Source organism: Acidovorax sp. FG48, assembly GCF_057809085.1.
The window spans coordinates 26,798-49,625 of sequence record NZ_JBMDJH010000023.1; the positions used below are offsets into that span (position 1 = coordinate 26,798).

Annotated in this window: 24 protein-coding genes and 1 tRNA gene; 11 read left to right on the forward strand and 14 right to left on the reverse strand. The window is 64.3% G+C overall.

Features of this window, described 5'->3' with window-relative positions:
• Window positions 1-2: 2 nt before the first annotated feature.
• The 4 genes from ACODSU_RS22195 to ACODSU_RS22210 are packed head-to-tail and all read right to left on the reverse strand — an operon-like array spanning window position 3 to window position 1,542.
• The gene (locus ACODSU_RS22195) at window positions 3-530 is read right to left on the reverse strand and encodes a chemotaxis protein CheW (RefSeq protein WP_209818234.1); all 528 of its coding nucleotides are present in this window, start codon (window positions 528-530) and stop codon (window positions 3-5) included.
• A gap of 15 nt (window positions 531-545) precedes the next feature.
• Entirely contained in the window at window positions 546-911 is a 366-nt protein-coding gene (locus tag ACODSU_RS22200) for a response regulator (protein WP_005796104.1), read from the reverse strand.
• Complete coding sequence (locus tag ACODSU_RS22205) at window positions 911-1,309, reverse strand: response regulator (protein WP_060984016.1); 399 nt, start codon at window positions 1,307-1,309, stop codon at window positions 911-913. The genes ACODSU_RS22200 and ACODSU_RS22205 overlap by 1 nt, the downstream gene beginning before the upstream one ends.
• Before the next feature lie 59 nt (window positions 1,310-1,368).
• Window positions 1,369-1,542 carry a rubredoxin gene (locus ACODSU_RS22210; protein ID WP_082753119.1) on the reverse strand — a complete coding sequence of 58 codons (174 nt, stop codon included), beginning with the start codon at window positions 1,540-1,542 and terminating at the stop codon, window positions 1,369-1,371.
• 94 nt (window positions 1,543-1,636) lie between these two features.
• Here ACODSU_RS22210 and thiD point away from each other — a divergent pair, with 94 nt between their 5' ends.
• Entirely contained in the window at window positions 1,637-2,596 is a 960-nt protein-coding gene (gene thiD, locus ACODSU_RS22215) for a bifunctional hydroxymethylpyrimidine kinase/phosphomethylpyrimidine kinase (protein WP_488844843.1), read from the forward strand.
• Window positions 2,580-3,890 (forward strand): glutamate-1-semialdehyde 2,1-aminomutase, encoded by a 1,311-nt coding sequence (gene hemL, locus ACODSU_RS22220; protein ID WP_488844845.1) that lies wholly within the window; start codon window positions 2,580-2,582, stop codon window positions 3,888-3,890. Before thiD ends, hemL begins: the two co-directional genes overlap by 17 nt.
• A gap of 103 nt (window positions 3,891-3,993) precedes the next feature.
• Here hemL and ACODSU_RS22225 read toward each other — a convergent pair whose 3' ends face one another.
• A complete protein-coding gene (locus ACODSU_RS22225) occupies window positions 3,994-4,773 on the reverse strand; it encodes an IclR family transcriptional regulator domain-containing protein (protein ID WP_488844846.1) in 780 nt (259 codons plus the stop codon).
• A gap of 261 nt (window positions 4,774-5,034) precedes the next feature.
• On the opposite strand from ACODSU_RS22225, the gene pobA reads away from it, so the two are divergent.
• Entirely contained in the window at window positions 5,035-6,219 is a 1,185-nt protein-coding gene (pobA, locus tag ACODSU_RS22230) for a 4-hydroxybenzoate 3-monooxygenase (protein ID WP_488844848.1), read from the forward strand.
• A 52-nt stretch (window positions 6,220-6,271) separates the two neighbouring features.
• Here the strand turns inward: pobA and ACODSU_RS22235 are convergent, their stop codons facing one another.
• From ACODSU_RS22235 to ACODSU_RS22255, 5 genes are all read right to left on the reverse strand, one after another.
• Window positions 6,272-6,751, reverse strand: a complete 480-nt coding sequence (locus ACODSU_RS22235) for a c-type cytochrome (RefSeq protein WP_488844850.1) — start codon at window positions 6,749-6,751, stop codon at window positions 6,272-6,274.
• A gap of 41 nt (window positions 6,752-6,792) precedes the next feature.
• Window positions 6,793-8,406 carry a bifunctional phosphoribosylaminoimidazolecarboxamide formyltransferase/IMP cyclohydrolase gene (purH, locus tag ACODSU_RS22240; RefSeq protein ID WP_488844852.1) on the reverse strand — a complete coding sequence of 538 codons (1,614 nt, stop codon included), beginning with the start codon at window positions 8,404-8,406 and terminating at the stop codon, window positions 6,793-6,795.
• Window positions 8,407-8,666: 260 nt separating this feature from the next.
• On the reverse strand, window positions 8,667-8,900 hold the full coding sequence (locus ACODSU_RS22245; RefSeq protein ID WP_015015597.1) for a Fis family transcriptional regulator: 234 nt from the start codon (window positions 8,898-8,900) through the stop codon (window positions 8,667-8,669).
• Window positions 8,897-9,943 (reverse strand): tRNA dihydrouridine synthase DusB, encoded by a 1,047-nt coding sequence (dusB, locus tag ACODSU_RS22250; protein WP_295942493.1) that lies wholly within the window; start codon window positions 9,941-9,943, stop codon window positions 8,897-8,899. Before dusB ends, ACODSU_RS22245 begins: the two co-directional genes overlap by 4 nt.
• A gap of 195 nt (window positions 9,944-10,138) precedes the next feature.
• Window positions 10,139-10,723 carry a M15 family metallopeptidase gene (locus ACODSU_RS22255; RefSeq protein WP_488844855.1) on the reverse strand — a complete coding sequence of 195 codons (585 nt, stop codon included), beginning with the start codon at window positions 10,721-10,723 and terminating at the stop codon, window positions 10,139-10,141.
• Between the two features lie 151 nt (window positions 10,724-10,874).
• Here ACODSU_RS22255 and ACODSU_RS22260 point away from each other — a divergent pair, with 151 nt between their 5' ends.
• The gene (locus ACODSU_RS22260) at window positions 10,875-11,357 is read left to right on the forward strand and encodes a YqaA family protein (protein ID WP_295942497.1); all 483 of its coding nucleotides are present in this window, start codon (window positions 10,875-10,877) and stop codon (window positions 11,355-11,357) included.
• A 110-nt stretch (window positions 11,358-11,467) separates the two neighbouring features.
• On the opposite strand, the gene ACODSU_RS22265 is transcribed toward ACODSU_RS22260, so the two are convergent.
• The 4 genes from ACODSU_RS22265 to ACODSU_RS22280 all read right to left on the reverse strand — a co-directional run bounded on the left by ACODSU_RS22265 (window position 11,468) and on the right by ACODSU_RS22280 (window position 15,936).
• Window positions 11,468-12,709 carry a GGDEF domain-containing protein gene (locus ACODSU_RS22265; RefSeq protein WP_488844857.1) on the reverse strand — a complete coding sequence of 414 codons (1,242 nt, stop codon included), beginning with the start codon at window positions 12,707-12,709 and terminating at the stop codon, window positions 11,468-11,470.
• A 157-nt stretch (window positions 12,710-12,866) separates the two neighbouring features.
• Window positions 12,867-13,745, reverse strand: coding sequence for an EamA family transporter RarD (gene rarD / locus ACODSU_RS22270; RefSeq protein ID WP_309822117.1), 879 nt, complete (start codon window positions 13,743-13,745; stop codon window positions 12,867-12,869).
• 138 nt (window positions 13,746-13,883) lie between these two features.
• A complete protein-coding gene (ychF, locus tag ACODSU_RS22275) occupies window positions 13,884-14,978 on the reverse strand; it encodes a redox-regulated ATPase YchF (RefSeq protein ID WP_488844859.1) in 1,095 nt (364 codons plus the stop codon).
• 85 nt (window positions 14,979-15,063) lie between these two features.
• Complete coding sequence (locus tag ACODSU_RS22280; protein WP_110960204.1) at window positions 15,064-15,936, reverse strand: MOSC domain-containing protein; 873 nt, start codon at window positions 15,934-15,936, stop codon at window positions 15,064-15,066.
• An 83-nt stretch (window positions 15,937-16,019) separates the two neighbouring features.
• Between ACODSU_RS22280 and ACODSU_RS22285 the strand changes: the two genes are divergently transcribed.
• The 7 genes from ACODSU_RS22285 to miaB all read left to right on the forward strand — a co-directional run bounded on the left by ACODSU_RS22285 (window position 16,020) and on the right by miaB (window position 22,810).
• Window positions 16,020-17,159, forward strand: a complete 1,140-nt coding sequence (locus tag ACODSU_RS22285; protein ID WP_488844861.1) for an FAD-dependent monooxygenase — start codon at window positions 16,020-16,022, stop codon at window positions 17,157-17,159.
• 28 nt (window positions 17,160-17,187) lie between these two features.
• A complete protein-coding gene (locus ACODSU_RS22290; RefSeq protein ID WP_488844863.1) occupies window positions 17,188-17,916 on the forward strand; it encodes a DsbC family protein in 729 nt (242 codons plus the stop codon).
• Between the two features lie 56 nt (window positions 17,917-17,972).
• Window positions 17,973-19,784: a M61 family metallopeptidase gene (locus tag ACODSU_RS22295; protein WP_488844865.1), complete on the forward strand. Its 1,812-nt coding sequence runs from the start codon at window positions 17,973-17,975 to the stop codon at window positions 19,782-19,784.
• Between the two features lie 73 nt (window positions 19,785-19,857).
• Window positions 19,858-20,637 (forward strand): enoyl-CoA hydratase, encoded by a 780-nt coding sequence (locus ACODSU_RS22300; protein WP_291443782.1) that lies wholly within the window; start codon window positions 19,858-19,860, stop codon window positions 20,635-20,637.
• Between the two features lie 25 nt (window positions 20,638-20,662).
• Window positions 20,663-20,739: transfer RNA gene (locus ACODSU_RS22305), tRNA-Met, on the forward strand.
• A 168-nt stretch (window positions 20,740-20,907) separates the two neighbouring features.
• Window positions 20,908-21,363 (forward strand): hypothetical protein, encoded by a 456-nt coding sequence (locus tag ACODSU_RS22310; protein ID WP_488844867.1) that lies wholly within the window; start codon window positions 20,908-20,910, stop codon window positions 21,361-21,363.
• Between the two features lie 100 nt (window positions 21,364-21,463).
• Window positions 21,464-22,810, forward strand: coding sequence for a tRNA (N6-isopentenyl adenosine(37)-C2)-methylthiotransferase MiaB (gene miaB, locus ACODSU_RS22315; protein WP_015015610.1), 1,347 nt, complete (start codon window positions 21,464-21,466; stop codon window positions 22,808-22,810).
• Window positions 22,811-22,828 lie beyond the last annotated feature (18 nt).

A 22,828-nucleotide genomic window follows, 5' to 3' on the forward strand; every position in this document is an offset into this window, starting at 1 on the left:
ACTCAAGCACTGATGCTCAGGAAAGCGGGATGTTGGGACAGGATCTGCAAGTTCAGCTCCTGCCAGCGTGTGCCACTGGAATCGATATAGGTGGTGCCGAAGAAGCTGGGCGAATCCTCGGCCGGCGGTTCGGACGACACAAACGCGTCCGTGCCGCGCAGCCCGGCCAAGCGGTCCACCAGCAGGGCGGCATTGACGTCGAGCGCGGCGTTGAACGCGAGCAGGCTGGCCTCGGACAAGGCTTGCTCGGTGCGCGGTACGGTGGAACCGAGCAAACCCGCCAGGTCCACCACCCCCACCAGGCCACCGCGCAGGTTGGCCACGCCCAGAAACCAGCTCTGGGTGTAAGGCACGGCCTGCACCGACACCCAGGGGAAGATCTCCCCGGACTGCCCCAGGGGCAGCAAATAGAAATTCCCGGCGGACTCTACAGCCAGCCAGGAGGACACGGACGTACCTTCGGACCTTGCAGCCTGCAAGCGGCTGGCAAGTCGGGTCTGGAGCTCCCGTAGGGCTTCGCGGTTTGCCATGAGCGCGCCGCTGCCTTAGTTCAGAGCGTCGATTTTGGCCTGCAGCTCTGCGGGGTCCACCGGCTTGGTGATGTAGCCGCGCGCACCTTGGCGCATGCCCCAGACACGATCGGTTTCCTGGTTCTTGCTGGTGCACATGATGATGGGCACATCAGCGTAAAGGGGGTCGCGGGTAATGGCACGCGTGAGCTGGAATCCGTTTTGGCCGGGCATCACCACATCCATCAGGATGAGGTCGGGCTTTTCTTCGGCCAGACGGCGAAATGCCTCTTCGGCATTTTCTGCAGTACGGACTTGCATGCCTTTTTTCTGAAGCAGGTCCGTCAAAAACATCAACTCGGTCTTCGAGTCGTCGACGACCAATACTTTCTGAATGGGCATTAGAGGGCTCCTTGTTGGGAATTGCCAAACTGCTGCACGGCCTGCAACAGCTGGTCTTTGGTAAACGGCTTGGTGAGATATTCCTGGCAGCCGACCATGCGCCCACGCGCCTTGTCGAACACACCGTCCTTGGAGGACAGCATGACCACCGGGGTATCCGCAAAACGGGCGTTGCGCTTGATGATGGCGCAGGTCTGGTACCCGTCGAGCTTGGGCATGAGGATGTCGCAGAAAATCAGCTGAGGCTGGTAATCGTTGACCTTGGCCAAAGCATCAAAGCCGTCGTCGGCCAACAAGACTTCGTGCCCCCCCTGCTTGAGAAAAATCTCGGCGCTTCGACGGATGGTGTTGCTGTCATCCACCACGAGCACTTTGAAAGATGCGCCTGTTGTAGTCAATTGTCACTGCTCCCGATGGAGAAAATAAACAACGCAGCAGCGAGTGGTGCTGGAGCGCCTCAGATCTGGACCATCTCGAAATCTTCCTTGCGGGCGCCACATTCTGGGCAGGTCCAGTTCATCGGGACCTGATCCCAGGGCGTGCCGGGTGCAATGCCGTGCTCGGGAGACCCCGCCGCTTCGTCATAAATCCAGCCGCAAATCAAACACATCCAAGTTTTAAAGTCGGTCACAGCTTAAAGGGCCTTCACATAGAATGCAACGATTGTATCTAGCGATTTCCGCGACCTGCAGCTTCCGTGCCACCCCTCCAGCAGGATCTGGTCCATGACCACCAAAGCCTCCCTTCCCCCCTCTGAAATCCCAGATATTGACGACGATGACGCGGAGGAAGCGAGCCCGGCCTGTGTGCTGGTCTTCAACGCCAGCGACCCCAGTGGAGCGGGCGGACTGACCGCCGACATCACCACCATCGCCTCCGTCGGCGGACACCCGATCGCCGTGGTCACCGGAGCCTATGCCCGCGACACGGCTCAGATTTTTGACCACTTCAGCTTCGACGACGAGGCGGTGTCCGAGCAGGCACGCGCGGTGCTGGAAGACCTGCCCGTGCAGGCGATCAAGGTCGGCTTTGTCGGCAGCCCCGAGAACATAAGCACCATTGCCGAGATCACGACCGACTATGACGAAGTCCCCGTGATCGCCTACATGCCCAACCTGTCCTGGTGGCGCGACGAGCTGATCGACGAGTACCTCGACGCCTTCCGCGAGCTGCTGCTGCCCCAGACCTCGGTGTTGGTTGGAAACCACAGCACGTTGTGGCGCTGGCTGCTGCCGGACTGGACGGGCGGGCGCAGCCCCACCGCGCGCGACATTGCCCGCGCAGCCTCCGAGATGGGCGTGCCTTACACATTAGTCACTGGCATCCCCTTGCCCGAGCAGTTTGTCGAGAACGTACTGGCCTCGCCCCAGACCGTGCTGGGTAGCGGCAAGTTCGAGCTGTTCGATGCCACCTTCTCCGGCGCAGGCGACACCCTGTCGGCAGCCCTAACCGCCCTGGTGGCCGCCGGCAACGATCTGGGCGAAGCCACCAGCGAAGCGCTGGGCTACTTGGACCGCTGCCTGGATGCAGGCTTTCGCCCCGGCATGGGGCACATCGTGCCCGACCGCATGTTCTGGGCGCAGCCCGAGGACGAAGAGACCGACGGCGACGAAGAAGAACCCACGATTGACGAAACACAGGCCCTGGAGGGTTTTGTGATGCCACCCCATGACACCAAGCACTGATCTCAATATCCCCCTGTTCGAACGCGCCAAGGCGCTGATCCCCGGCGGCGTGAATTCGCCAGTGCGGGCCTTCAAGGCGGTGGGCGGAACGCCCCGGTTTGTGAAACGCGCACAAGGCGCCTACTTCTGGGACGCCAACGACCAGCGCTTCATTGATTACATCGGCTCCTGGGGCCCGATGATTCTGGGCCACGGCCACCCGGCGGTGCTGGAGGCCGTGCAGAAGGCCGCGCTCGAAGGCTTCAGTTTTGGCGCACCCACCGAGCGCGAAGTGGAGCTGGCCGAAGAGATCCTGAGCCTGGTCCCTTCGATGGAGATGATCCGCCTCGTCAGCTCGGGCACCGAGGCGGGCATGAGCGCCATTCGCCTTGCGCGCGGCGCCACGGGTCGCAGCAAGTTCATCAAGTTTGAGGGCTGCTACCACGGCCATGCCGACTCGCTGCTGGTCAAGGCCGGCTCGGGCCTGGCCACATTTGGCAATGCCACCAGCGCCGGTGTGCCGCCAGAGGTAGTGCAGCACACCATCGTGCTCGAATACAACAACATCCCGCAGCTCGAAGAAGCCTTTGCCCTGCACGGCAGGGAGCTGGCCTGCGTGATGATCGAACCCATCGCGGGCAACATGAACCTGGTGCGCGCCAGCGTGCCTTTCATGAAGCGCTGCCGCGAGCTGTGCACCGAGTACGGTGCGCTGCTGGTGCTGGATGAAGTGATGACGGGCTTCCGCGTGGCCCTGGGCAGCGCCCAAAGCGTGTACGCCAAGAGCATCCCCGGCTTCCAACCCGACCTCACCGTGCTGGGCAAGGTGATCGGCGGCGGGATGCCGCTGGCGGCTTTTGGCGGGCCGCGCGCCATCATGGAACACCTTGCGCCACTGGGCGGCGTGTACCAGGCGGGCACGCTGTCGGGCAACCCGGTGGCCACGGCTTGCGGGCTGGCCACGCTGCGCGAGATCCAAAAGCCCGGCTTCTTCGATGCGCTGTCGGCCCGCACCCGCTCGCTGGTCGATGGGCTGCAAGGGGCTGCCAAGGCTGAAGGTGTGCCGGTCTGCGGTGACTGCGAAGGCGGCATGTTCGGCTTTTTCCTGCTGCCGGAGCTGCCGCAGAACTATGCCCAGGTGCTCAAGACCGACAGCGCACGCTTCAACCAGCTGTTCCACGGTCTGCTGGACCGGGGCATCTATATTGCACCGGCCCTGTACGAAGCCGGTTTTGTGAGCGCCGCCCACACTGCCGACGACGTGGCAGCCACGGTGGCTGCTGCGCGTGAAGTGTTCAAAACGCTCTCAAAATAATAGCTAGCAGCGCATATTGCACTAGCGCTTCCTGCCAATTTGGCACTGAATGGCCCTCACGAGGGCCATTTTTCATGGCGGCGAGGCTTGCAACGGAGGAGACTCACAGCAGTCCGCGCAACTCGCGGGCGGCCTCCTGCAGCAGGGGCAGCATATCGCGCTGCAGACTGCCCTCGTCCATCTGCTTGGGCGATGCCACCACGTTGAGCGCCGCCACCGTGTGGCCCTGCAGGTTGCGCAGCGGCACGGCCAGCGCGTGCACGCCCAGCTCGTGCTCCTCCACCGCCAGGCAATAGTCGTCGCGCCGCACCTTGGCGATCGCCTGCCGCAGCGGGCCCACCTGCGTGATGGTGAGCGGCGTGAGGCGGTGCAGGGGCCGGTTCTTGAGCCAGGCCGTCAGCTCCGCCGGGGGCAGCGCCGCCAGCAACACCCGCCCGGTGGACGTGGGGTGGGCCGGCAGCCGCGCACCCAGGTGCAAGCCATAGGCCAGCACCCGCGCCGGCGCGCCATACACGCCGCTGCGCGCCACGATCACCACCTCATCCCCGTCAAGCACCACCGCCGAGAACGACTGCTGGGTTTGCGCGGCCAGCCGGTTCAGCGTGGGCTGCAGCACGCGCGGCAGCCGTGCAGACGCAAGGTAGCTGCCCGAGAACCGCAGCACCTTGGGCGCCAGCCAGAAGTAGCTGCCATCCGTCTCCAGGTACCCCAGGTGCGCCAACGTCAACAGGTGCCGCCGCGCCGCCGCGCGCGTGAGGCCCGTGCGTTGCGCTGCCAGGGTGGCGTTCAGGCGCTGGCGCTCGGTGTCAAAACTTTCCAGCACGGCCATGCCCTTGGCCATGCCTTCAATGAAGTCTGCCTTGGCGATGGGGGTGGAGGCCATGAGAGGTGATGAGTGAATTGCAGGTGGACAGACTCGGGGGGAAACAAGCGCTGGCGGAGACCCTGCAGCGGCTCAGAGCCATGGCGGCCCAGATTGCAGACATCGGCCACCCTTGAGACTGCGCGATCATCGCACAAAGCATTTACTGATCGCACGCAATCGGCATTGTCGGATATCGCTTTGATCTGGATCAACCTACGCTCAAGGCCATTGGTTTTCGGTATCTCCCCAGCTTCCACATCCCTTTCCCAGAGGTTTCCCATGCGCACCCAGGTTGCCATCATTGGTGCCGGCCCCGCCGGCCTGCTGCTCGGTCAGTTGCTCCACAAGTCCGGCGTTGACGCCGTCATCATCGAGCAGCGCAGCCCCGACTACGTGCTCGGCCGCATCCGCGCCGGGGTGCTGGAGAAGGTCTGCATGGACCTGCTGGACCAGGCAGGCGTGAGCGCCCGTGCCCATGCCGAGGGTCTGCCCCACGACGGCATCGAGCTGCTGTTCAAGGGCCAGCGCCACCGCATCGACCTGCACGAGTTGACCGGCGGCAGCCGCGTGACCGTGTACGGCCAGACCGAAGTGACCCGCGACCTGATGGATGCGCGCGCAGCGGCGGGCCTGATCACCGTGTACGACTCACAGAATGTGCAAGTGCACGACTTTGATGGCCAGCACCCGCGCGTGACGTACGAGAAGGACGGCCAGACCCACGAGCTGGCCTGTGACTTCATCGCGGGCTGCGACGGCTACCACGGCGTGTGCCGCGCCAGCGCTCCGGCCAACCTGCTCAAGACCTATGAGCGCGTGTATCCCTTCGGCTGGCTGGGCGTGCTGGCCGACGTGCCGCCCGTGTCGCACGAACTCATCTACGCCAACACCGAGCGCGGATTTGCGCTGTGCAGCATGCGCAGCGCCACGCGCAGCCGCTACTACGTGCAGGTGCCTACGACTGACAAGGTCGAGAACTGGACCATCGACCAGTTCTGGACCGAGCTGGGCAACCGCCTGGACCCCGAGGCCCGCGCCAACCTGGTGACCGGTCCGGCGCTGGAGATGAGCATCGCCCCGCTGCGCAGCTTTGTGGCCGAGCCCATGCGCTTTGGCCGCATGTTCCTGGCCGGTGATGCCGCCCACATCGTGCCACCCACGGGCGCCAAGGGCCTGAACCTGGCCGCCAGCGACGTGGGTTATCTGTGGACCGCGCTGTCCGAGTTCTACAAAGAGAAGTCAGCCGTTGGCATCGACACCTACTCCGACCGCTGCCTGCGCCGTGTGTGGCGTGCCGAGCGCTTCTCCTGGTGGTTCACTTCGCTGATGCACCGCTTTCCGGAAACCGGCGAGTTCGGCCAGAAGATCCAGGAAGCGGAGCTGGACTACCTGGTGCACTCGCGTGCGGCCTCGGTGTCGTTGGCGGAAAACTATGTGGGCCTGCCGATGAACTTTGGGACCTGAGCCCCAGCGAGCATCTCGCTCCTTACCCCTGTTGCCCCGGTTGCCGCCGCCGTCAGCGTGGCGCCGATGCGGCCTCTGAGGCCGACGCGCCCGGTGCCGCAGCGGACGGCACCGGCAGCGACACCAGCCACTGCGCCATCTCACGCGCCTGGGCTTCCGTGACTTGCGGGTGGCGGGGCATCACGGTGCGCCCCCACGCGCCCACACTGCCGTTGCGGATCTTGCCGGCCAGGTAATCGACGGCGTCGGCGCGGTCACGGTACCGCGCTGCAATCTGCTGAAACGACGGACCGACGTAGTGGCGCTCCATGCCATGGCAGCGCAGGCAATCGAATGCTTCCACCAGGCGAAGTCCGGCCGATGCGGAGGGCGGTGAAGCAGCGCTGTCTTGCCCGCCAGCACCCGACACGGGCTGCAACATGCGCCAGCCCAGGTTGAGCATGCCCAACACCACCAGCGCCATGAACCCCATCAGGGCCCAACCCAGCCAGCGGGGCCGGGGTGGCGGGGTCTCATCGTCGCGGTGCATCATGCACGCGCACCGCTGCAGGCCCCGTCGCCATCCCTATCATCTCAGTGGCGGAAGTGGCGCACGCCGCTGAAGACCATGGCCACGCCGCGCTCGTTGGCAGCGTCGATCACTTCGTTGTCGCGCATCGAGCCACCGGGCTGGATCACGCAGGTCGCACCCGCATCCACCACCACGTCCAGGCCGTCGCGGAAGGGGAAGAACGCATCGCTCGCCACCACCGTGCCTTGCAAGGTCAGGCCTGCGTGGCCCGCCTTGATGCTGGCGATGCGGGCCGAGTCCAGGCGGCTCATCTGGCCGGCGCCCACGCCCATGGTCATGCCGCCCTTGCAGAAGACGATGGCATTGCTCTTGACGTACTTGGCGACCTTCCAGGCGAACAGCAGGTCTTCCATCTCTTCGAGCGTGGGCTGCTTCTTGGTCACGACCTTGAGGTCGATGAGAGACAGCTCGTGGTTGTCGGCCGTCTGCAGCAGCAGGCCCGAGCCAATGCGCTTGGCGTCCATGGCATTGCGGCCGCGCTCCCAGTCGGTCTTGCCGCCATGGGCGGAAGATGTCGAGGGAAGCGCGATCTTGAGCAGGCGCACGTTGGCCTTGGCCTTGAAGATTTCCAGCGCCTCGGCGGTGAAGTCAGGGGCCATCAGCACTTCGACAAACTGCTTGCTCACCTGCGCTGCAGCAGCGCCGTCGACCACGCGGTTGAAGGCGATGATGCCGCCGAAAGCGCTGGTCGGGTCGGTCTGGAAGGCCTTGGTGTATGCGCTGAGGGCGTCCAGGCCCACGGCCACGCCGCAGGGGTTGGCGTGCTTGACGATCACGCAGGCCGCGGCTTCAAAGCTCTTCACGCATTCCCACGCGGCATCGGCGTCGGCGATGTTGTTGTAGCTCAGCTCCTTGCCCTGCAGCTGCACGCCGGTGACCAGCGAGCCGGGTGCAGGGTGCAGGTCGCGGTACAGCGCAGCCTGCTGGTGGCTGTTTTCGCCGTAGCGCAGGTCCTGCATCTTGGTGAAGATGCCGTTGCTCTGGCCGGGGAACTGGGTGCGCGTGGGCACGTAGGTTTCCGACAGCTTGTCTTCTTCGAACATGACGGACGAGAGGTAGTCGCTGATAGCGCCGTCGTACTGGGCGATGCGGTTGAACGCGGCCACCGACAGTGCAAAGCGCAGCTTGTCGCTGAGCTTGCCACCGGCCTTCAGTTCGGCCAGCACGGCGTCGTACTGGTCGGCCGAGGTGATCACGCCCACGTCCTTCCAGTTCTTGGCGGCGCTGCGCACCATGGCGGGGCCGCCGATGTCGATGTTCTCGATGGCGTCTGCCAGCGTGCAGCCGGCCTTGGCCACGGTGGCTTCAAAGGGATACAGGTTGACCACGAGCAGGTCGATGGTGTCGATACCGTGCTCCTTCAGCGCGGCCATGTGTTCGGGCAGCTCGCGGCGGGCCAGCAGGCCGCCGTGCACCTTGGGGTGCAGCGTCTTCACGCGGCCGTCGAGCATTTCGGGGAATTGCGTGACCTCGGCCACTTCGGTCACGGGCAGGCCCTTGTCGGCCAGCAGCTTGGCGGTGCCGCCGGTGGACAGCAGCTTGATGCCCAGCGCGTGCAGCGCTTGCGCGAATTCGACGATGCCGGTCTTGTCAGAGACGGAGAGGAGTGCGTTCATGGTGGTGGTGCGGAGGTTTTGAATAAAAACGGGCTGTAGCGCTAGTGCATCATGCGCTGGCAGCTATTAATTTAGTAGTTGTATATCTTGTAGAGCAGTCAGAGGCTGAGAGTTTTTTGGCCGAGCCCGAAAGGCGTGCGAAAACGCTTCGGATCTAGGCGCAAAGCACAGCCATAGCTCAGGCTATGGCGAGCATTTGGAACGACGAGCCGGAGTGTTTTGGCGTGCATGGCGGGTTCGGACAAGAGACTCTCAGTCTCTTAGAGCAGCTTGTGCTCGACCAGCTTCTTGCGCAGGGTGTTGCGGTTCAGGCCCAGCCATTCGGCGGCGCGCGACTGGTTGTTGTCGGCTTGCTGCATCACGACTTCCAGCAGCGGCCTTTCGACCACACGCACCAGCATGTCGTACATGCCATCGGGCGTCTCGCCGCCCAGGTCGCGAAAGTAGCCCTGCAGGCTCTCGCGCACGCATTCTTCTATGTGTTTCTTGCTCATGCAGCCAATCCCTCTTGTTCTTCTGTGTCGGCATCCACGTCGGTGGCGGCAGGCAGGCGGTCCATCTGCTGGCCCAGGGCGTCCAGGTAGTCGGCCACGGCCTGCCACTGCGTGGTGCAGTCTTCGATCGTATTGATGTGTGCCCGCAGGGCCTCGCCGCCGGGCAGCGCGCGCAGGTACCAGGCAATGTGCTTGCGCGCACTGCGCACCCCGGTCAGCTCGCCGTACAGGCTGTAGTGGTCGTGCAGGTGGTCCAGCAGCAGGCGGCGCACCTCGGCCACCAGCGGCGGTGCCAGGTGTTCGCCCGTGGCCAGAAAGTGGCCGATCTCGCGGAAGATCCACGGCCGGCCCTGGGCAGCGCGGCCGATCATGATCGCGTCGGCGCCGGTGGCGGCCAGCACGTCGCGCGCCTTTTCGGGCGAGGTGATGTCGCCGTTGGCGACCACGGGCACTTTCACCGCCGCCTTGACGGCTGCGATGGTGTCGTACTCGGCTTGACCTTTGTAGCCCTGCTCGCGTGTGCGGCCGTGCACCGTGAGCATCTGGATGCCCACGGCCTCGAACTGGCGCGCAAGCTGCACAGCGTTCTTGTGCTCCTGGCACCAGCCGGTGCGCATCTTCAGCGTGACGGGCACGTTGTAGGGAGCGCAGGCCTCGACCACGGCAGCGGCAATCTCCACCGCCAGGGCTTCGTTCTGCATCAGCGCAGAGCCCGCCCATTTGTTGCAGACCTTCTTGGCCGGACAGCCCATGTTGATGTCGATGATCTGCGCGCCGCGCTCCACGTTGTAGACCGCTGCTTCGGCCATCATCGGCGCATCGGTGCCGGCAATCTGCACGGCAATGGGCCCCGGCTCCCCTTCATGGTTGGCCCGGCGCGAGGTCTTGAGGCTGTTCCACAAGTCCTTGCGCGAGGTCACCATCTCACTCACCGCATAGCCTGCCCCTAGCGCCTTGCACAGCTGGCGGAACGGCCGGTCGGTGACGCCCGCCATCGGGGCGACGAACAACCGGTTCGCCAAAGGAATGTGGCCGATTTGCATGGGCGGGGTAGGAAGCGGGGAGGCAGCAAAAGATGCTGAAAAAGGAGGCGGGATTGTACCTGCTCAAAATTTCAGCAACTGAAATGGGGTGCACGCGCTTTCTATCTGCGGCCAAGGCTCCATTGACGGACCGCTATGGGCCTGCGCCCTCTAACCTCCCCCTGAGGTCAGGTGCCCCGGGGACAGAGCCTCACTTCACCGTGCGGCGAGATCGGTGTCTGCAGCCTGCGCGGGCGGCAGACCCCGCTGCGCGAAATGCCACCAGGCATCCGGCAGGTTGTCGAACTGGTGGCGCGCCATGAGCGCACGCAGCCACTGGCGGTTGTACAACACATCGGGGGAAAAACCCGTGGCTCCCGCTGCGGCCTCGGATCGTGCAGCGCCCGCCGGGGTGCCCATGTCCACCGCTTGCCCGTCGGCCAGCGGCCCGCGCACCACCTTGTGGGCCTTGGTGCCATCCACCACCTGCACCTGCACCACCCAGCCCCCGCTGGCAGCGTTGCAGGTGGCCTCCAATGCCATCCCTTGGGACTGCAGCTCACGGCCAATACGCTCCAGCGCGGGCCTTGCGGTGGGCTCCTTGTCGCAGGGCGAGATGGCCATCTGCTCCCACGGCATGACCCCGATTTGCAGTCCCGGGGTAGGCACCGCGGCCTGGGGGCTGTGCGCACACGCCGACAGCAGCAAGGCCACGGCCACGGACGACCAGCGGGTCGCTGGCGGCATGGCAGCGATGGGATTCAAGCGGCGGGGAGTGGGCGTGGTGAGCAATGCCAGCATGGGCGACCTCCTGGGTGTGTCATTCAGGGCCAATGTGTTTTCACGATACAGAAGCCCCTCCAGCCCGGCCATGCGCCGATGGCGCGCGCCGCTGTAGGACAGATCCCCCAGGGGCCAACGGAGCCCTGGCAGCCCCCTACACTCAACCGCTATGGAAATCTGGATGCACCAGCTGCTCGAATGGCTGGCCCTGCCGCAGTTCGGGCTGAGCACGGTCTTTGTGGTGTCGTTTGTTTCGGCCACGCTGCTGCCACTGGGCTCCGAGCCCGCCGTGTTTGGCCTGATCAAGCTCAACCCGGACCTGTTCTGGCCTGCCATCCTGGTCGCCACCGTGGGCAACACCCTGGGCGGCAGCGTGAGCTGGTGGATGGGTCTGGGGGCGCACAAGGCCGTGGACAAGGCGCGCGGCAGTGCCACCGAGGTACAGGCACTGAACTGGCTCAAGCGCTTTGGCGCGCGCGCCTGCCTGCTGAGCTGGCTGCCGGTGGTGGGCGACCCGCTGTGCGCGGTGGCCGGCTGGCTCAAGCTGCCGTTCTGGCAATGCCTGGCCTATATGGCAGTGGGCAAGTTTCTGCGCTATCTGGCGATGACCAGCGTGCTGCTGTATTTCATGCCTGGTCATCTGGCGATTTAGGTTGCCGGTCAGAGCTCTGCTGCAATTGGCTTTGGCGTTGGACTCATGGTGGGTCGATGCCTCCGATGCGCAGGGCACCCGGGGGCTTGTGCGCCCATGCGGGCGAGTCCTTACAAGAACGCGTGGCTGCTGGGAATCGACAAGTCCGACATCTGCGAGTCGCCCTTGGCAATCGGCTCCTCGACCACCACCTGGTTGCGCCCGCCCTCCTTGGCCATGTACATGGCGGTGTCTGCCCGCGAGAAGAACTCCAGCACCGACTCGCCCAGCACATACTGCGTCACGCCGATGGAGACCGTCACGCGGCCTTTGAGCAGGCCCGTCCAGGCGTGCGACTCGACCTGGGCCCGTATGCGCTCACAGGTGTTGAGCGAGGGCAGCAGCGAGGTGGCAGGGAAGATCAGCAAGAACTCTTCCCCGCCATACCGCCCAAACACGTCGCCACCGCGCACACCCTGCTGCGCAATGCGGGCAAAGGTGCGCAACACCTCGTCGCCCCCGAGGTGACCCAGCTCGTCGTTGATGCGTTTGAAGTGGTCGATGTCCAGCACGGCCAGGCACAGCGGAATCCCGCTTTCATCGGCCAGCTGCTTTTGTTCTTCGAGCGCCGCCAGGATGTAGCGGCGGTTGAAGCAGCCCAGCAAGGTGTCGCGCTGCGCGTCTTCCTGGATGTTCTTGATCTTGCGGCTGGCCTGGTACAGGCTGCGGTACAGCCGCTGCACGCGGCCCATGAGCACGATGAACGCCGGCACCGATACGGCCAGCGCCAACAGGTGCATCAGCTCCAGCCGCAACAGGGCGTCGTTGCCCTGCTCTGCATAGTGAGCAGCAATCACCGCCGCATAGGCGCACAACACAGCGGCCGTCAGCACCAGCAGCGTGCGCCGGGGCACGGTGAAGATGCCGTAGGCCACTGCCACGAACATGAACGGTGCCAACAGAATCTGCGTGACCGGCTCCAGATAAAACACCACCAGCATGCCGCTGATGGCCGTGGTCACGATGCCCAGCTTCAGGTGGCGCAGCCTGAGCTTGCGCTGCAAGCCCGACCGGAACACGGCACCGAACACGGCAAAGCCCGCAGCCGTGAGGCCAGCCAGTACCCACAGCACCTGAGCCCCCACCACGCCCAGGGCGTAAAACCCTGCGAGGGCCACCGCATACAAGCCAATCAGCCCTGCCACGGCCCACCACTTGGACGAAGCGCTGCGTTCGCCCCGGGGGCCAAAGCCGTCCAGCGCGCGCCGTCCAGGTCGGACGGCCACCGACGAAGAATCGTCGAACTCCAGCACGGCATCGGTCAACGGGAAGGCATCCGTCGCCGAAAACAGGTTTTTGCGTCCAAAAAGCATGTGGTGGCGGGCTCAGGCCTGGAAGAGGAAGGAAAGGTGGCGCAGCAACACACATGCGGCACCCGTCAGACAAATCGCAGGATCTTACGCGTGGCTGACAAAATCGATCTGCGCGTTTTCCAGTAGCCCAGGCGACAACCGTCCACCCGCAGGCGTGCTATGCGAGCACCGCCCGCTGGCGCGCCCACCAGCCCTCCACGCTGTACACCACCAGCGCCGCCCAGATCAGTACAAAGCCCACCAGACGCGCAGGCTGAAAGGCCTCGTTGTAAACCCAGACGCCCAACGCAAACTGCAGGCTGGGAGAGATATATTGCAGGATGCCCAGCGTGGACATGGGAATGCGCCGGGCACCGGCGGCAAACAGCAACAAAGGAATGGCGGTCATGGGCCCGGCCAACAATAGCCACCCCACCGTGGACAGGTCCCCTTGCACCAGAGCGCCCTGCCCTTGCCAGCTCCACCACGCCAGCACCACGGCCGCCACCGGCGCCAGCATCAAGGTTTCCAGGGTGAGTCCCTCCAGCGCGCCCAGCACCGCGACCTTGCGCAACAGGCCATAGAACCCGAAAGTCAGGGCCAGCACGAGCGCGATCCAGGGCAGGCGCCCTGCCTGCACGGCCAGCCACAGCACACCAGCCGCAGCAACCGCCACGGCCAGCCATTGCCCAGGCCGGGGGCGCTCGCGCAGGAACACGAAGCCCAGCGCCACATTCACCAGCGGCAAGATGAAATACCCCAGGCTCGCATCGACCACATGGTGGTTCTGCACGGCCCACACGTAGGTCAGCCAGTTGCCCGACAGCAGCACTGCCGACAGCGCAAAGGCCCCCAGCACACGCGGCTGGCGCACCACCGACGCCATCCATGCCCATTGCCTGCGCACCGCCAGCAGCCCCAGGACCACGGCCAGCGACCACAGCGTGCGGTGCATCACCACCTCCAGCGAGGGCACATCGGCCACCTGCTTGAAGTACAGCGGGAACAATCCCCAGGCGACATAGGCCAGGGCGGCGTAGAGGATTCCGGTATTCATGCGCAAAAAACCCAGAACGGGTGAATGGGTGGACAGCCGCGGGATCGAACGCGGCATCGCCAGAAAAAATCCCTGCCAGCCCAAGGGCAGACAGGGATGGCGGGGAGCACGGCAGACCCACACGGGTCTGGGGGGCGGTCAGACGTTGAACAGGAAGTTCAGCACATCACCGTCCTTGACCACGTACTCCTTGCCTTCGGCGCGCATCTTGCCGGCATCCTTGGCCCCCTGCTCGCCCTTGTAGGCAATGAAGTCCTCAAAGGCGATGGTCTGCGCGCGGATGAAGCCGCGCTCGAAGTCGCCGTGGATCACGCCCGCCGCCTGGGGGGCGGTGTCGCCGATGTGGATGGTCCAGGCGCGCACTTCCTTCACGCCCGCCGTGAAGTAGGTCTGCAGGCCCAGCAGCTTGAAAGCGCCACGGATCAAGCGCGCGAGGCCTGGTTCGGTCTGGCCCATCTCGGCCAGGAACATGTCGCGGTCTTCGTCGCTCATCTCGGCCATCTCGGCTTCCATCTTGGCGCAGATGGCCACCACAGGGGCGTTCTGGCTGGCCGCGTAGTCCTTGAGGCGGTCCAGGAACGGGTTGTTCTCAAAACCGTCTTCGCTCACGTTGCCGACGAACATTGCGGGCTTGGCCGTGATCAGGCACAGGGACTTGAGCAGGGGCTGCTCTTCCTTGGTGATCTCGACCGAGCGGGCAGGCTTGCCATCGTTGAGGGCAGCCTGGATGCGCGTGAGCAGCGCCACCAGCTTGGCAGCATCCTTGTCGTTGCCCGACTTGGCGGCCTTGGTGTAGCGGTTCAGGGCTTTCTCGACCGTGCCCAGGTCGGCCAGGCACAGCTCGGTCTGGATCACTTCGATGTCCGAGATCGGGTCCACACGGCCTGCCACGTGGATCACGTTGTCGTCTTCAAAGCAGCGCACCACGTTGACGATGGCGTCGGTTTCGCGGATGTGGGCCAGGAACTGGTTGCCCAGGCCTTCCCCCTGGCTGGCGCCAGCCACCAGGCCGGCAATGTCCACAAACTCGACGATGGCTGGGACGATGCGCTCGGGCGAGATGATCTCGGCCAGTTGCTGGAGGCGGGGGTCCGGCACTTCCACCACGCCCACATTGGGCTCGATGGTGCAGAAGGGATAGTTCTCGGCGGCAATACCAGCCTTGGTCAGCGCGTTGAAAAGGGTGGACTTGCCGACGTTGGGCAGGCCCACGATGCCGCATTGGAGGCTCATGGCAGGGCTTTCTGGTGTTCTGGAGACAAACCGCCGATTTTACGGGCCCGCCCAGCACCCGCTGCCGAGGGCCTGCATCAGGCCTTCATTCAAACCGCAAATCGGCGGCCATGCGTTGCCCCACGCGCAGCCACTGCCCCGCACCGCTGCGCACGATGGCGTTCATGCCAAAGGTGATGGCGCCGTCCAGCCGCTTGTCCTGGCGGTAGGTGCGCAGGGTGTCACCCACCGACGGATGGCTCTCAGCTGTGGCCGGGTCGATGTCAGGAATAGGGCATCGCGCGCAGGGCTTTACCGGCTGCAGGTGGACGTCGGCGGTGCCATCGCCCTCCACGTGAATCATGTCCACACGGTCTTCGTCGTGGGCATCCACTCCGGCCAAGACCACATTGGGCCGGAACCGCTCCATGCCGACGGAGGGATGCCCCTCGGCGGCAAGCCGCACATTAAGGTCCTGCAAGGAGGCCTCACTGGTCACCAGCAGCGGAAACCCGTCGGCAAACTGGTTGGGGACCTCCACGCCCCCCGTCCACTCCAGGCTGGACAGGCGCCGATGCTCTGGGTCAAACCGCACCAGGCGGCAAGGCTGCCCCAGAAAATCGCTGAACCACTGCGCCGCCACAGGGCCCATGTCCCACGCAGGGACCGTGTCGCGCCAGACGGTCACCGTGGCCGGCGCTTCCACCGCGTCGATCGCCACATGCAACGCCAGCATGCCCGGAGCCCGCAGCACCATTTCGTCGCTCTTGAGCTGGGGCCGGATCAGCGCCAGGCGGGGCAAGCTGCGCTGGGTGAGGAACATGCCCTGCGCATCCACCACCATCCAGGCGCGGTCCAGATCCAACCCGGTCTCGGTGAGCAGCGCCTGCTGCACCTCGATGCCCGCACAGGATTTGACGGGGTACACAAACAGCCGCGCAATGGTGCCGGACAGATCAGACTCGGAAGGGAAACTCACGCCGGGGGCTCCTGAAGAAGGGGGCCAGAAAGGCCAGACCTCAATTCTGCCCTCTCATCGCAGGGAGTAAGACCCCTCCTACAATGCCTCTCATGGCCCCAACCTTTGATATCTGTATTCGTGGCACCGGCATCGTGGGCCGAACCTTGGCCTTGTTGCTGGCACGGGAACGACTGAAGGTGGCCCTGGTGCCCGCACCGGGCCCACACAGCGCGGCGGCCGCCGACGTACGGGCCTATGCCTTGAATGCAGCGTCCCGCAGCCTGCTCGAATCGCTGCGCAGCTGGCCCGATGCTGAACACGCCACTGCCGTCAAGCACATGCAGGTACAGGGTGATCAGGACGGCTGCGTGCATTTCGATGCCGCTCCCCAGGGGGTGGAAGCACTCGCCTGGATCGTGGATGTACCGGCGCTGGAAGAGCGCTTGGCCCAGGCTGTGCGGTTTCAGCCCCTGGTGGAGGTGGTGGACAGCCCGGTGGCATCGCCCCTGACCGTGGTGTGCGAAGGCCGCGCCAGCACCACCCGGGCCGAGTTTGGCGTGCGCTTTGACGTGACGCCCTATGCCCAGCACGCGATTGCCACGCGGGTGCGCTGCGAACACCCGCATGGACAGGTGGCACGCCAGTGGCTTTCGCCACAAGGCATCCTGGCTTTTTTGCCGCTGGAGGGCGCCCAGGGGAACTCTGTGGCCGTGGTGTGGTCCGTTCCTGAGGACCGGGTGTCCGGGCTGATGGCATTGTCTGCCGACGTTTTTGCGCAAGAGTTGCAGACGGCGAGCCAGCAAACACTGGGCAACGTTCAACTCATTGCAGAGCGTGCAACGTGGCCGCTGCAACTGGCCAAGGCAGACCGCTGGTGCGGCGCCACCTCGGCCGGAAATGCTGCACGAAGCTGGGTGCTCGCAGGCGATGCAGCCCACAACGTGCACCCGCTGGCGGGGCAAGGGTTGAATCTGGGGCTGGCTGATGTGGCAGCCCTGGCCGAGGTACTGCGCACCCGCGACTACTGGCGCAGCGTGGCCGACTTGCGACTGCTGCGACGCTATGAGCGGCAGCAAAAAGCAGCCCTGGCAGCGATGGGCTTGGCCACCGATGGATTGCAGCAACTGTTTGCGCGCCCGGAAGCCCCCTGGCAAGCCCTGCGCAATTGGGGCATGAAGGGTTTTGAGCGCAGCGGCCTGCTGAAAGATTTTGTGGCCCGCCAAGCCATGGGAATGCGCTGAACGCGCAAGTTTGATAGACAGGAATACGATGAAACTGACCACTGCTTTGCTGACCGCTGCGGCAGCCACCCTGAGCCTGAGCGCCACGGCGCAAGAGGACGCCATCCGCAAGGCATTGGCCCAGCGTATTCCTCAGATGGACAAGATCGACGAAGTGCGCCCCACTCCCATGAAGGGTCTGTACGAAGTGCGCATCGGTACCGACCTGTTCTACACAGACGCCAAGGGCGACTATGTGATCCAGGGTGAACTCATCGACTCCAAGGCGCGCCGCAATCTGACCGAAGACCGAATCAGCAAGCTGACAGCCGTCAGCTTCTCGGCCCTGCCTCTCAAAGATGCCGTAACCATTGTGCGCGGCGACGGCAAGCGCAAGGTGGCCGTGTTCGAGGACCCCAACTGCGGCTACTGCAAGCGCTTTGAGCGCGACTTGCAGCAGATCAACAACGTGACGGTATACCTGTTCCTGTACCCCATCCTGAGCCCGGATTCGGCCGAAAAGTCGCGCAACATCTGGTGTTCCAAGGACCAGGCCACGGCGTGGCAAGACCAGATGGTGCGTGACAAGCCCGCACCGGCGGCTAGCTGTGACACCAGCGCGCTGCAGCGCAACCTGGCCTTTGGCAAGAAGTACAAGATCACCGGCACCCCCACCCTGATTTTTGCCAACGGCACGCGTGTGCCAGGTGCGATCGGCGCCCAGGAGGTCGAAAAGCGACTGGCCGAAGCAGCCAGCGAAACGCCCTCCGCCAATTGATAGCCGCTGAACGCCCCTGACCGACGACCCCGCGCGGCCCTTGTGTCGCACACGCCATGCCCCTCTCACGCCAAGCCTCTGCTGCAGACATTCACTACCGCGTCGAACCCACAGACCTGCACGCACATCTGTTCACTGTGACGCTGACGGTGCAGCGGCCAGCGGCATCGCAAGAGCTGTCTCTGCCGGTCTGGATTCCAGGCAGCTACCTGGTGCGGGAGTTCTCCAAGAATCTTCAGGTTCTGACGGCTCGGCAAGGCCAACGCGTTTTGCAACCGGCCCAGCTGGACAAGCACCGCTGGCAAGTGCAATGCACGGAGCGCAAGCCCCTGGTGCTGACCTATCAGGTGTGCGCCTACGACAGCTCCGTGCGCACCGCCTGGCTGGACACCTCGCGCGGCTTTTTCAACGGCACCAGTCTGTGCCTGCGCGTGCATGGGCAGGAGACGCAGCCCCACACCCTGGAGCTGGCGCGCACGGCTGCCACGGCGACCTGGGCTGCCGCCACCGGTCTGCGGCCCCTGGATGCCGACAAGCACTGCTTTGGCCTGTACCTGGCGGCCGACTACGACGAGCTGGTGGATTGCCCGGTGGAGCTGGGCAACTTCTGGGTGGGGCGCTTCAAGGCCTGCGGCATTACTCACCAGTTTGTGGTGGCGGGTGCGGCTCCGTCGTTCGACGGCAAGCGCTTGCTGGCCGACACGCAGAAAATTTGCGAAACCGCCATCCGCTTCTGGCACCGCGAGGGCAAGGCGCCTTTCAAAAGCTACGTCTTCATGCTCAACGCCGTGGGAGATGGCTATGGCGGGCTGGAGCATCGCAACTCCACGGCGCTGATTTGCGGACGGCGTGACCTGCCGCGCCAGGGCGAGGCGCGGGCCAGCGAGGGTTACACCACGCTGCTGGGCCTCATCAGCCACGAATACTTTCACACCTGGAACGTCAAGCGCTTGCGGCCCGCCGAGTTCGCCCGCTACGACTATGCGCAGGAGAACTACACCGAGCTGCTGTGGTTCTTCGAGGGTTTCACCAGCTACTACGACGACCTGCTGCTGCGCCGCGCAGGGCTGCTGGACGACGCAACCTATCTCAAGCTCATCACCAAAACGATCAACCAGGTGCTGCAAACACCCGGCCGGTCGGTACAAACGGTGGCCCAGGCCAGTTTTGACGCCTGGGTGAAGTACTACAGGCAGGACGAGAACACACCCAACACTACCGTCAGCTACTACACCAAGGGCTCTCTGGTGGCCCTGTGCCTGGACCTGGCCCTGCGGCGCGAGGGTAAAGCCACTTTGGACGATGTGATGCGTGCACTGTGGAAGCGCTGCGCGGGCGGGCCGATGACCGAAGCAGATCTGCGCGCCGTGCTCCACGACCTGGCCGGCCGCCCATTCGACAAAGAGCTGGCCGATTGGGTGCACAGCACCGCAGAAATGCCCCTGGAGGAACTGCTGGCCGCCCACGGCGTGGCGCTCAAGGCCGACCGGCCGCAGCTGGCCCAGCGCTTGGGTCTGCGTGTGGCCGAGAACCACAGCGTGCAGATCAAGACCGTGCTGCGTGGCGGAGCCGCAGAGAAGGCAGGAATGTCTGCCGGCGACGAGTGGCTGGGCATAGAAGTGCAGGGCCAGGGCTGGCGCGTCAGCAAGCTCGACGACGTCACTTTCTACGCGGGAACCCACACCACCCTGCAGGCCCTGGTGGCACGCGACGGGTGGCTCCTTCGCCTGCCCTTGGAAATGCCGCCGGTCCAGTCGACTGGAGCCTCGGCCAAAGGCCGACGCAGCACCGCAGCCCCATCCATGACGCCAGACACCATCAGCCTGACGGTGACAGACGCCGCCGCGCTGGGACGCTGGCTGACCTGACGACAGCAAAGCCCCGCTGCCTTGGGTATATTGCTGCAGCTTTCATAACCAACCATAACCCCCAGGAGATTTCATGGCTTACGAAACCATCGAGGTGCGCGTTGAAGCGGACAAGGTCGGCATCATCACCCTCAACCGGCCCAAGCAGCTCAATGCGCTGAACGACCAACTCATGAATGAACTGGGCGCTGCCCTCAAGGCCTTCGATGCGGACGAAAAGATCGGCTGCATGATCGTCACCGGCAGCGAAAAGGCTTTTGCGGCGGGCGCGGACATTGGCGCTATGGCCAAGTACAGCTTTGCTGACACCTACAAGGGCGACTACATCACCCGCAACTGGGAGACCATTCGCTCCATCCGCAAGCCCGTCATTGCAGCCGTCAGCGGCTTTGCGCTGGGCGGTGGCTGCGAGCTGGCAATGATGTGCGACTTCATCATCGCTGCGGACAATGCCAAGTTCGGCCAGCCCGAGATCAAGCTGGGCGTGATCCCTGGTGCCGGTGGCACGCAGCGCCTGCCCCGCGCCGTGGGCAAGTCCAAGGCCATGGACATGGCACTGACAGGCCGCATGATGGACGCGACCGAAGCCGAGCGCGCCGGGCTGGTCAGCCGCGTGGTGGCATACGACAAGCTCATGGACGAAGCGCTGGGCGCTGCCATCATCATTGCCGGCTTCTCGCAGATTGCCGTCATGGCGGCCAAGGAGTCGGTCAACCGCGCCTTCGAGGGAACGCTCGCCGACGGCGTGATGTTCGAGCGCCGCCTGTTCCACGCGCTGTTTGCCACCCAGGACCAGAAGGAAGGCATGGACGCGTTCATGAACAAACGCACGGCAAACTTCACACACCAATAATTTTTGTTCTATAATCTTGGTCTGCGGTCGTATAGCTCAGTTGGTTAGAGCGCAGCATTCATAATGCTGATGTCGGTGGTTCAAGTCCACCTACGACCACCAAATGCAAAAACCCACAGTGAGGCAACCCACTGTGGGTTTTTTCTTTCAGGCAAGCCCAAGAACCCGCTCCAGTGACCATTGATGCACGGGCCGCTTGACTTGTCGGAGGGATGTGCCACGCTGGCAACCCCCTTCTAAAATTGTGCCTTCAGCCCCTGGATGTAAACCATGAACCGCTGCACCACACGCTCTTCCGGCCCAGCCCCCTCCCGTCGGGCACCTCGATGTTTCCATGCTGCTGTGCTGGCAGTGATGGCCAGCACAGCCCTCTGCGCCTTGGCACCCGCCTCGGCCCAGACCCAGCCCGGCCTGGGCCTTTCACGCCCGTTCCCTGAAGCCGCACTGCGTGGCACCTTGAGCATCAACACCGCGTCCGAAGCCACACTCAATGGCAAGACCATCCGCATGGCCCCGGGCATGCGGCTGTTCAGCCCCCAGAACACCCTGGTCATGGCGCACACCGTGATGGGCCAGACCTTCAAGGTCAACTATGTGCTGGAGAACAGCACCGGCATGCTGCACGCTGCCTGGATCCTGACCGAAGGCGAGGCCGCGCAGCCCCGCAAGGGCAGTGACGCCGTCATCACCAACATCACGACCAGCTCGGGCGCCGCGCTGAAGTAACCCCTCCGCCGCGCTACTGCCAGGCCGCTGCGCCGCTGCTCCTTCACAGTCTCCGCGCCACGCAGGGCGCGGTGTTTGCTTGCCTTTTTGCGAAATTGCCATGGCCAAAAAAGTCTTCATCAAAACCTTCGGCTGCCAGATGAACGAGTACGACTCGGACAAGATGGCCGACGTGCTCAACGCCGCGCAGGGCTATGAGCCCACCCAGAACGTGGACGAGGCCGACCTCATCCTCTTCAACACCTGCTCCGTGCGCGAGAAAGCGCAAGAGAAGGTCTTCAGCGACCTGGGTCGCATCAAGCACCTGAAGGCGCGCGGCGTGAAGATTGGCGTGGGAGGCTGCGTGGCCAGCCAGGAAGGCGCCGAGATCATCAAGCGCGCCCCGTATGTGGACGTGGTGTTTGGCCCGCAAACCCTGCACCGCCTGCCCGAGATGCTCAACCAGCGCGAGCAGCTCGATAAGCCACAGGTGGACATCAGCTTCCCCGAGATTGAAAAGTTCGACCACCTGCCGCCCGCGCGCGTCGAAGGTGCCTCGGCCTTTGTGTCAATCATGGAAGGCTGCAGCAAATACTGCAGCTACTGCGTGGTGCCGTACACCCGTGGCGAAGAAGTGAGCCGCCCGTTTGACGATGTGCTGGTCGAAGTGGCGGGCCTGGCCGACCAGGGCGTGAAGGAAATCACCCTGCTGGGCCAGAACGTGAACGCCTACCTGGGCAAGATGGGCGGCACGGCCGAAATTGCCGACTTTGCGCTGCTGCTCGAATACGTGTCGGACATTCCCGGCATCGAGCGCATCCGCTACACCACCAGCCACCCCAACGAGTTCACGCCCCGGCTGATCGAGGCCTATGCCAAGCTGCCCAAGCTGGCCAGCCACCTGCACCTGCCCGTGCAGCACGGCAGCGACCGCATTTTGATGGCCATGAAGCGCGGCTACACCGCCATGGAATACAAGAGCACGGTGCGCAAGCTGCGCGCCATCCGCCCCGATCTGGCCATGAGCAGCGACTTCATCGTGGGCTTCCCCGGCGAGACGGAAGACGACTTCAACAAGATGATGAAGCTGATCGACGACATCCACTTTGACAACAGCTTCAGTTTCATCTTCAGCCCACGCCCTGGCACGCCTGCTGCGGGCCTGCACGACGACACGCCGCACGATGTGAAGCTGCGCCGCTTGCAGCACCTGCAGGGCGTTATCAACGCCAACATCAAGTCCATCAGCGAAAGCCGCGTGGGCACGGTGCAGCGCATTCTGGTGGAGGGCGCCTCCAAGCGCGATGCGGGCGAGCTGATGGGCCGCACCGAATGCAACCGCGTGGTCAACTTTGCCGGGCAGCCCCGCCTGGTGGGGCAGATGGTGGATGTGACCATCACCGAAGCCAAGGCCTACACCCTGCGGGGCGAGGTGCTGACGCACGAAACCGCCGCACTGGCAGGCTGACGCGCGGGTACCGACACC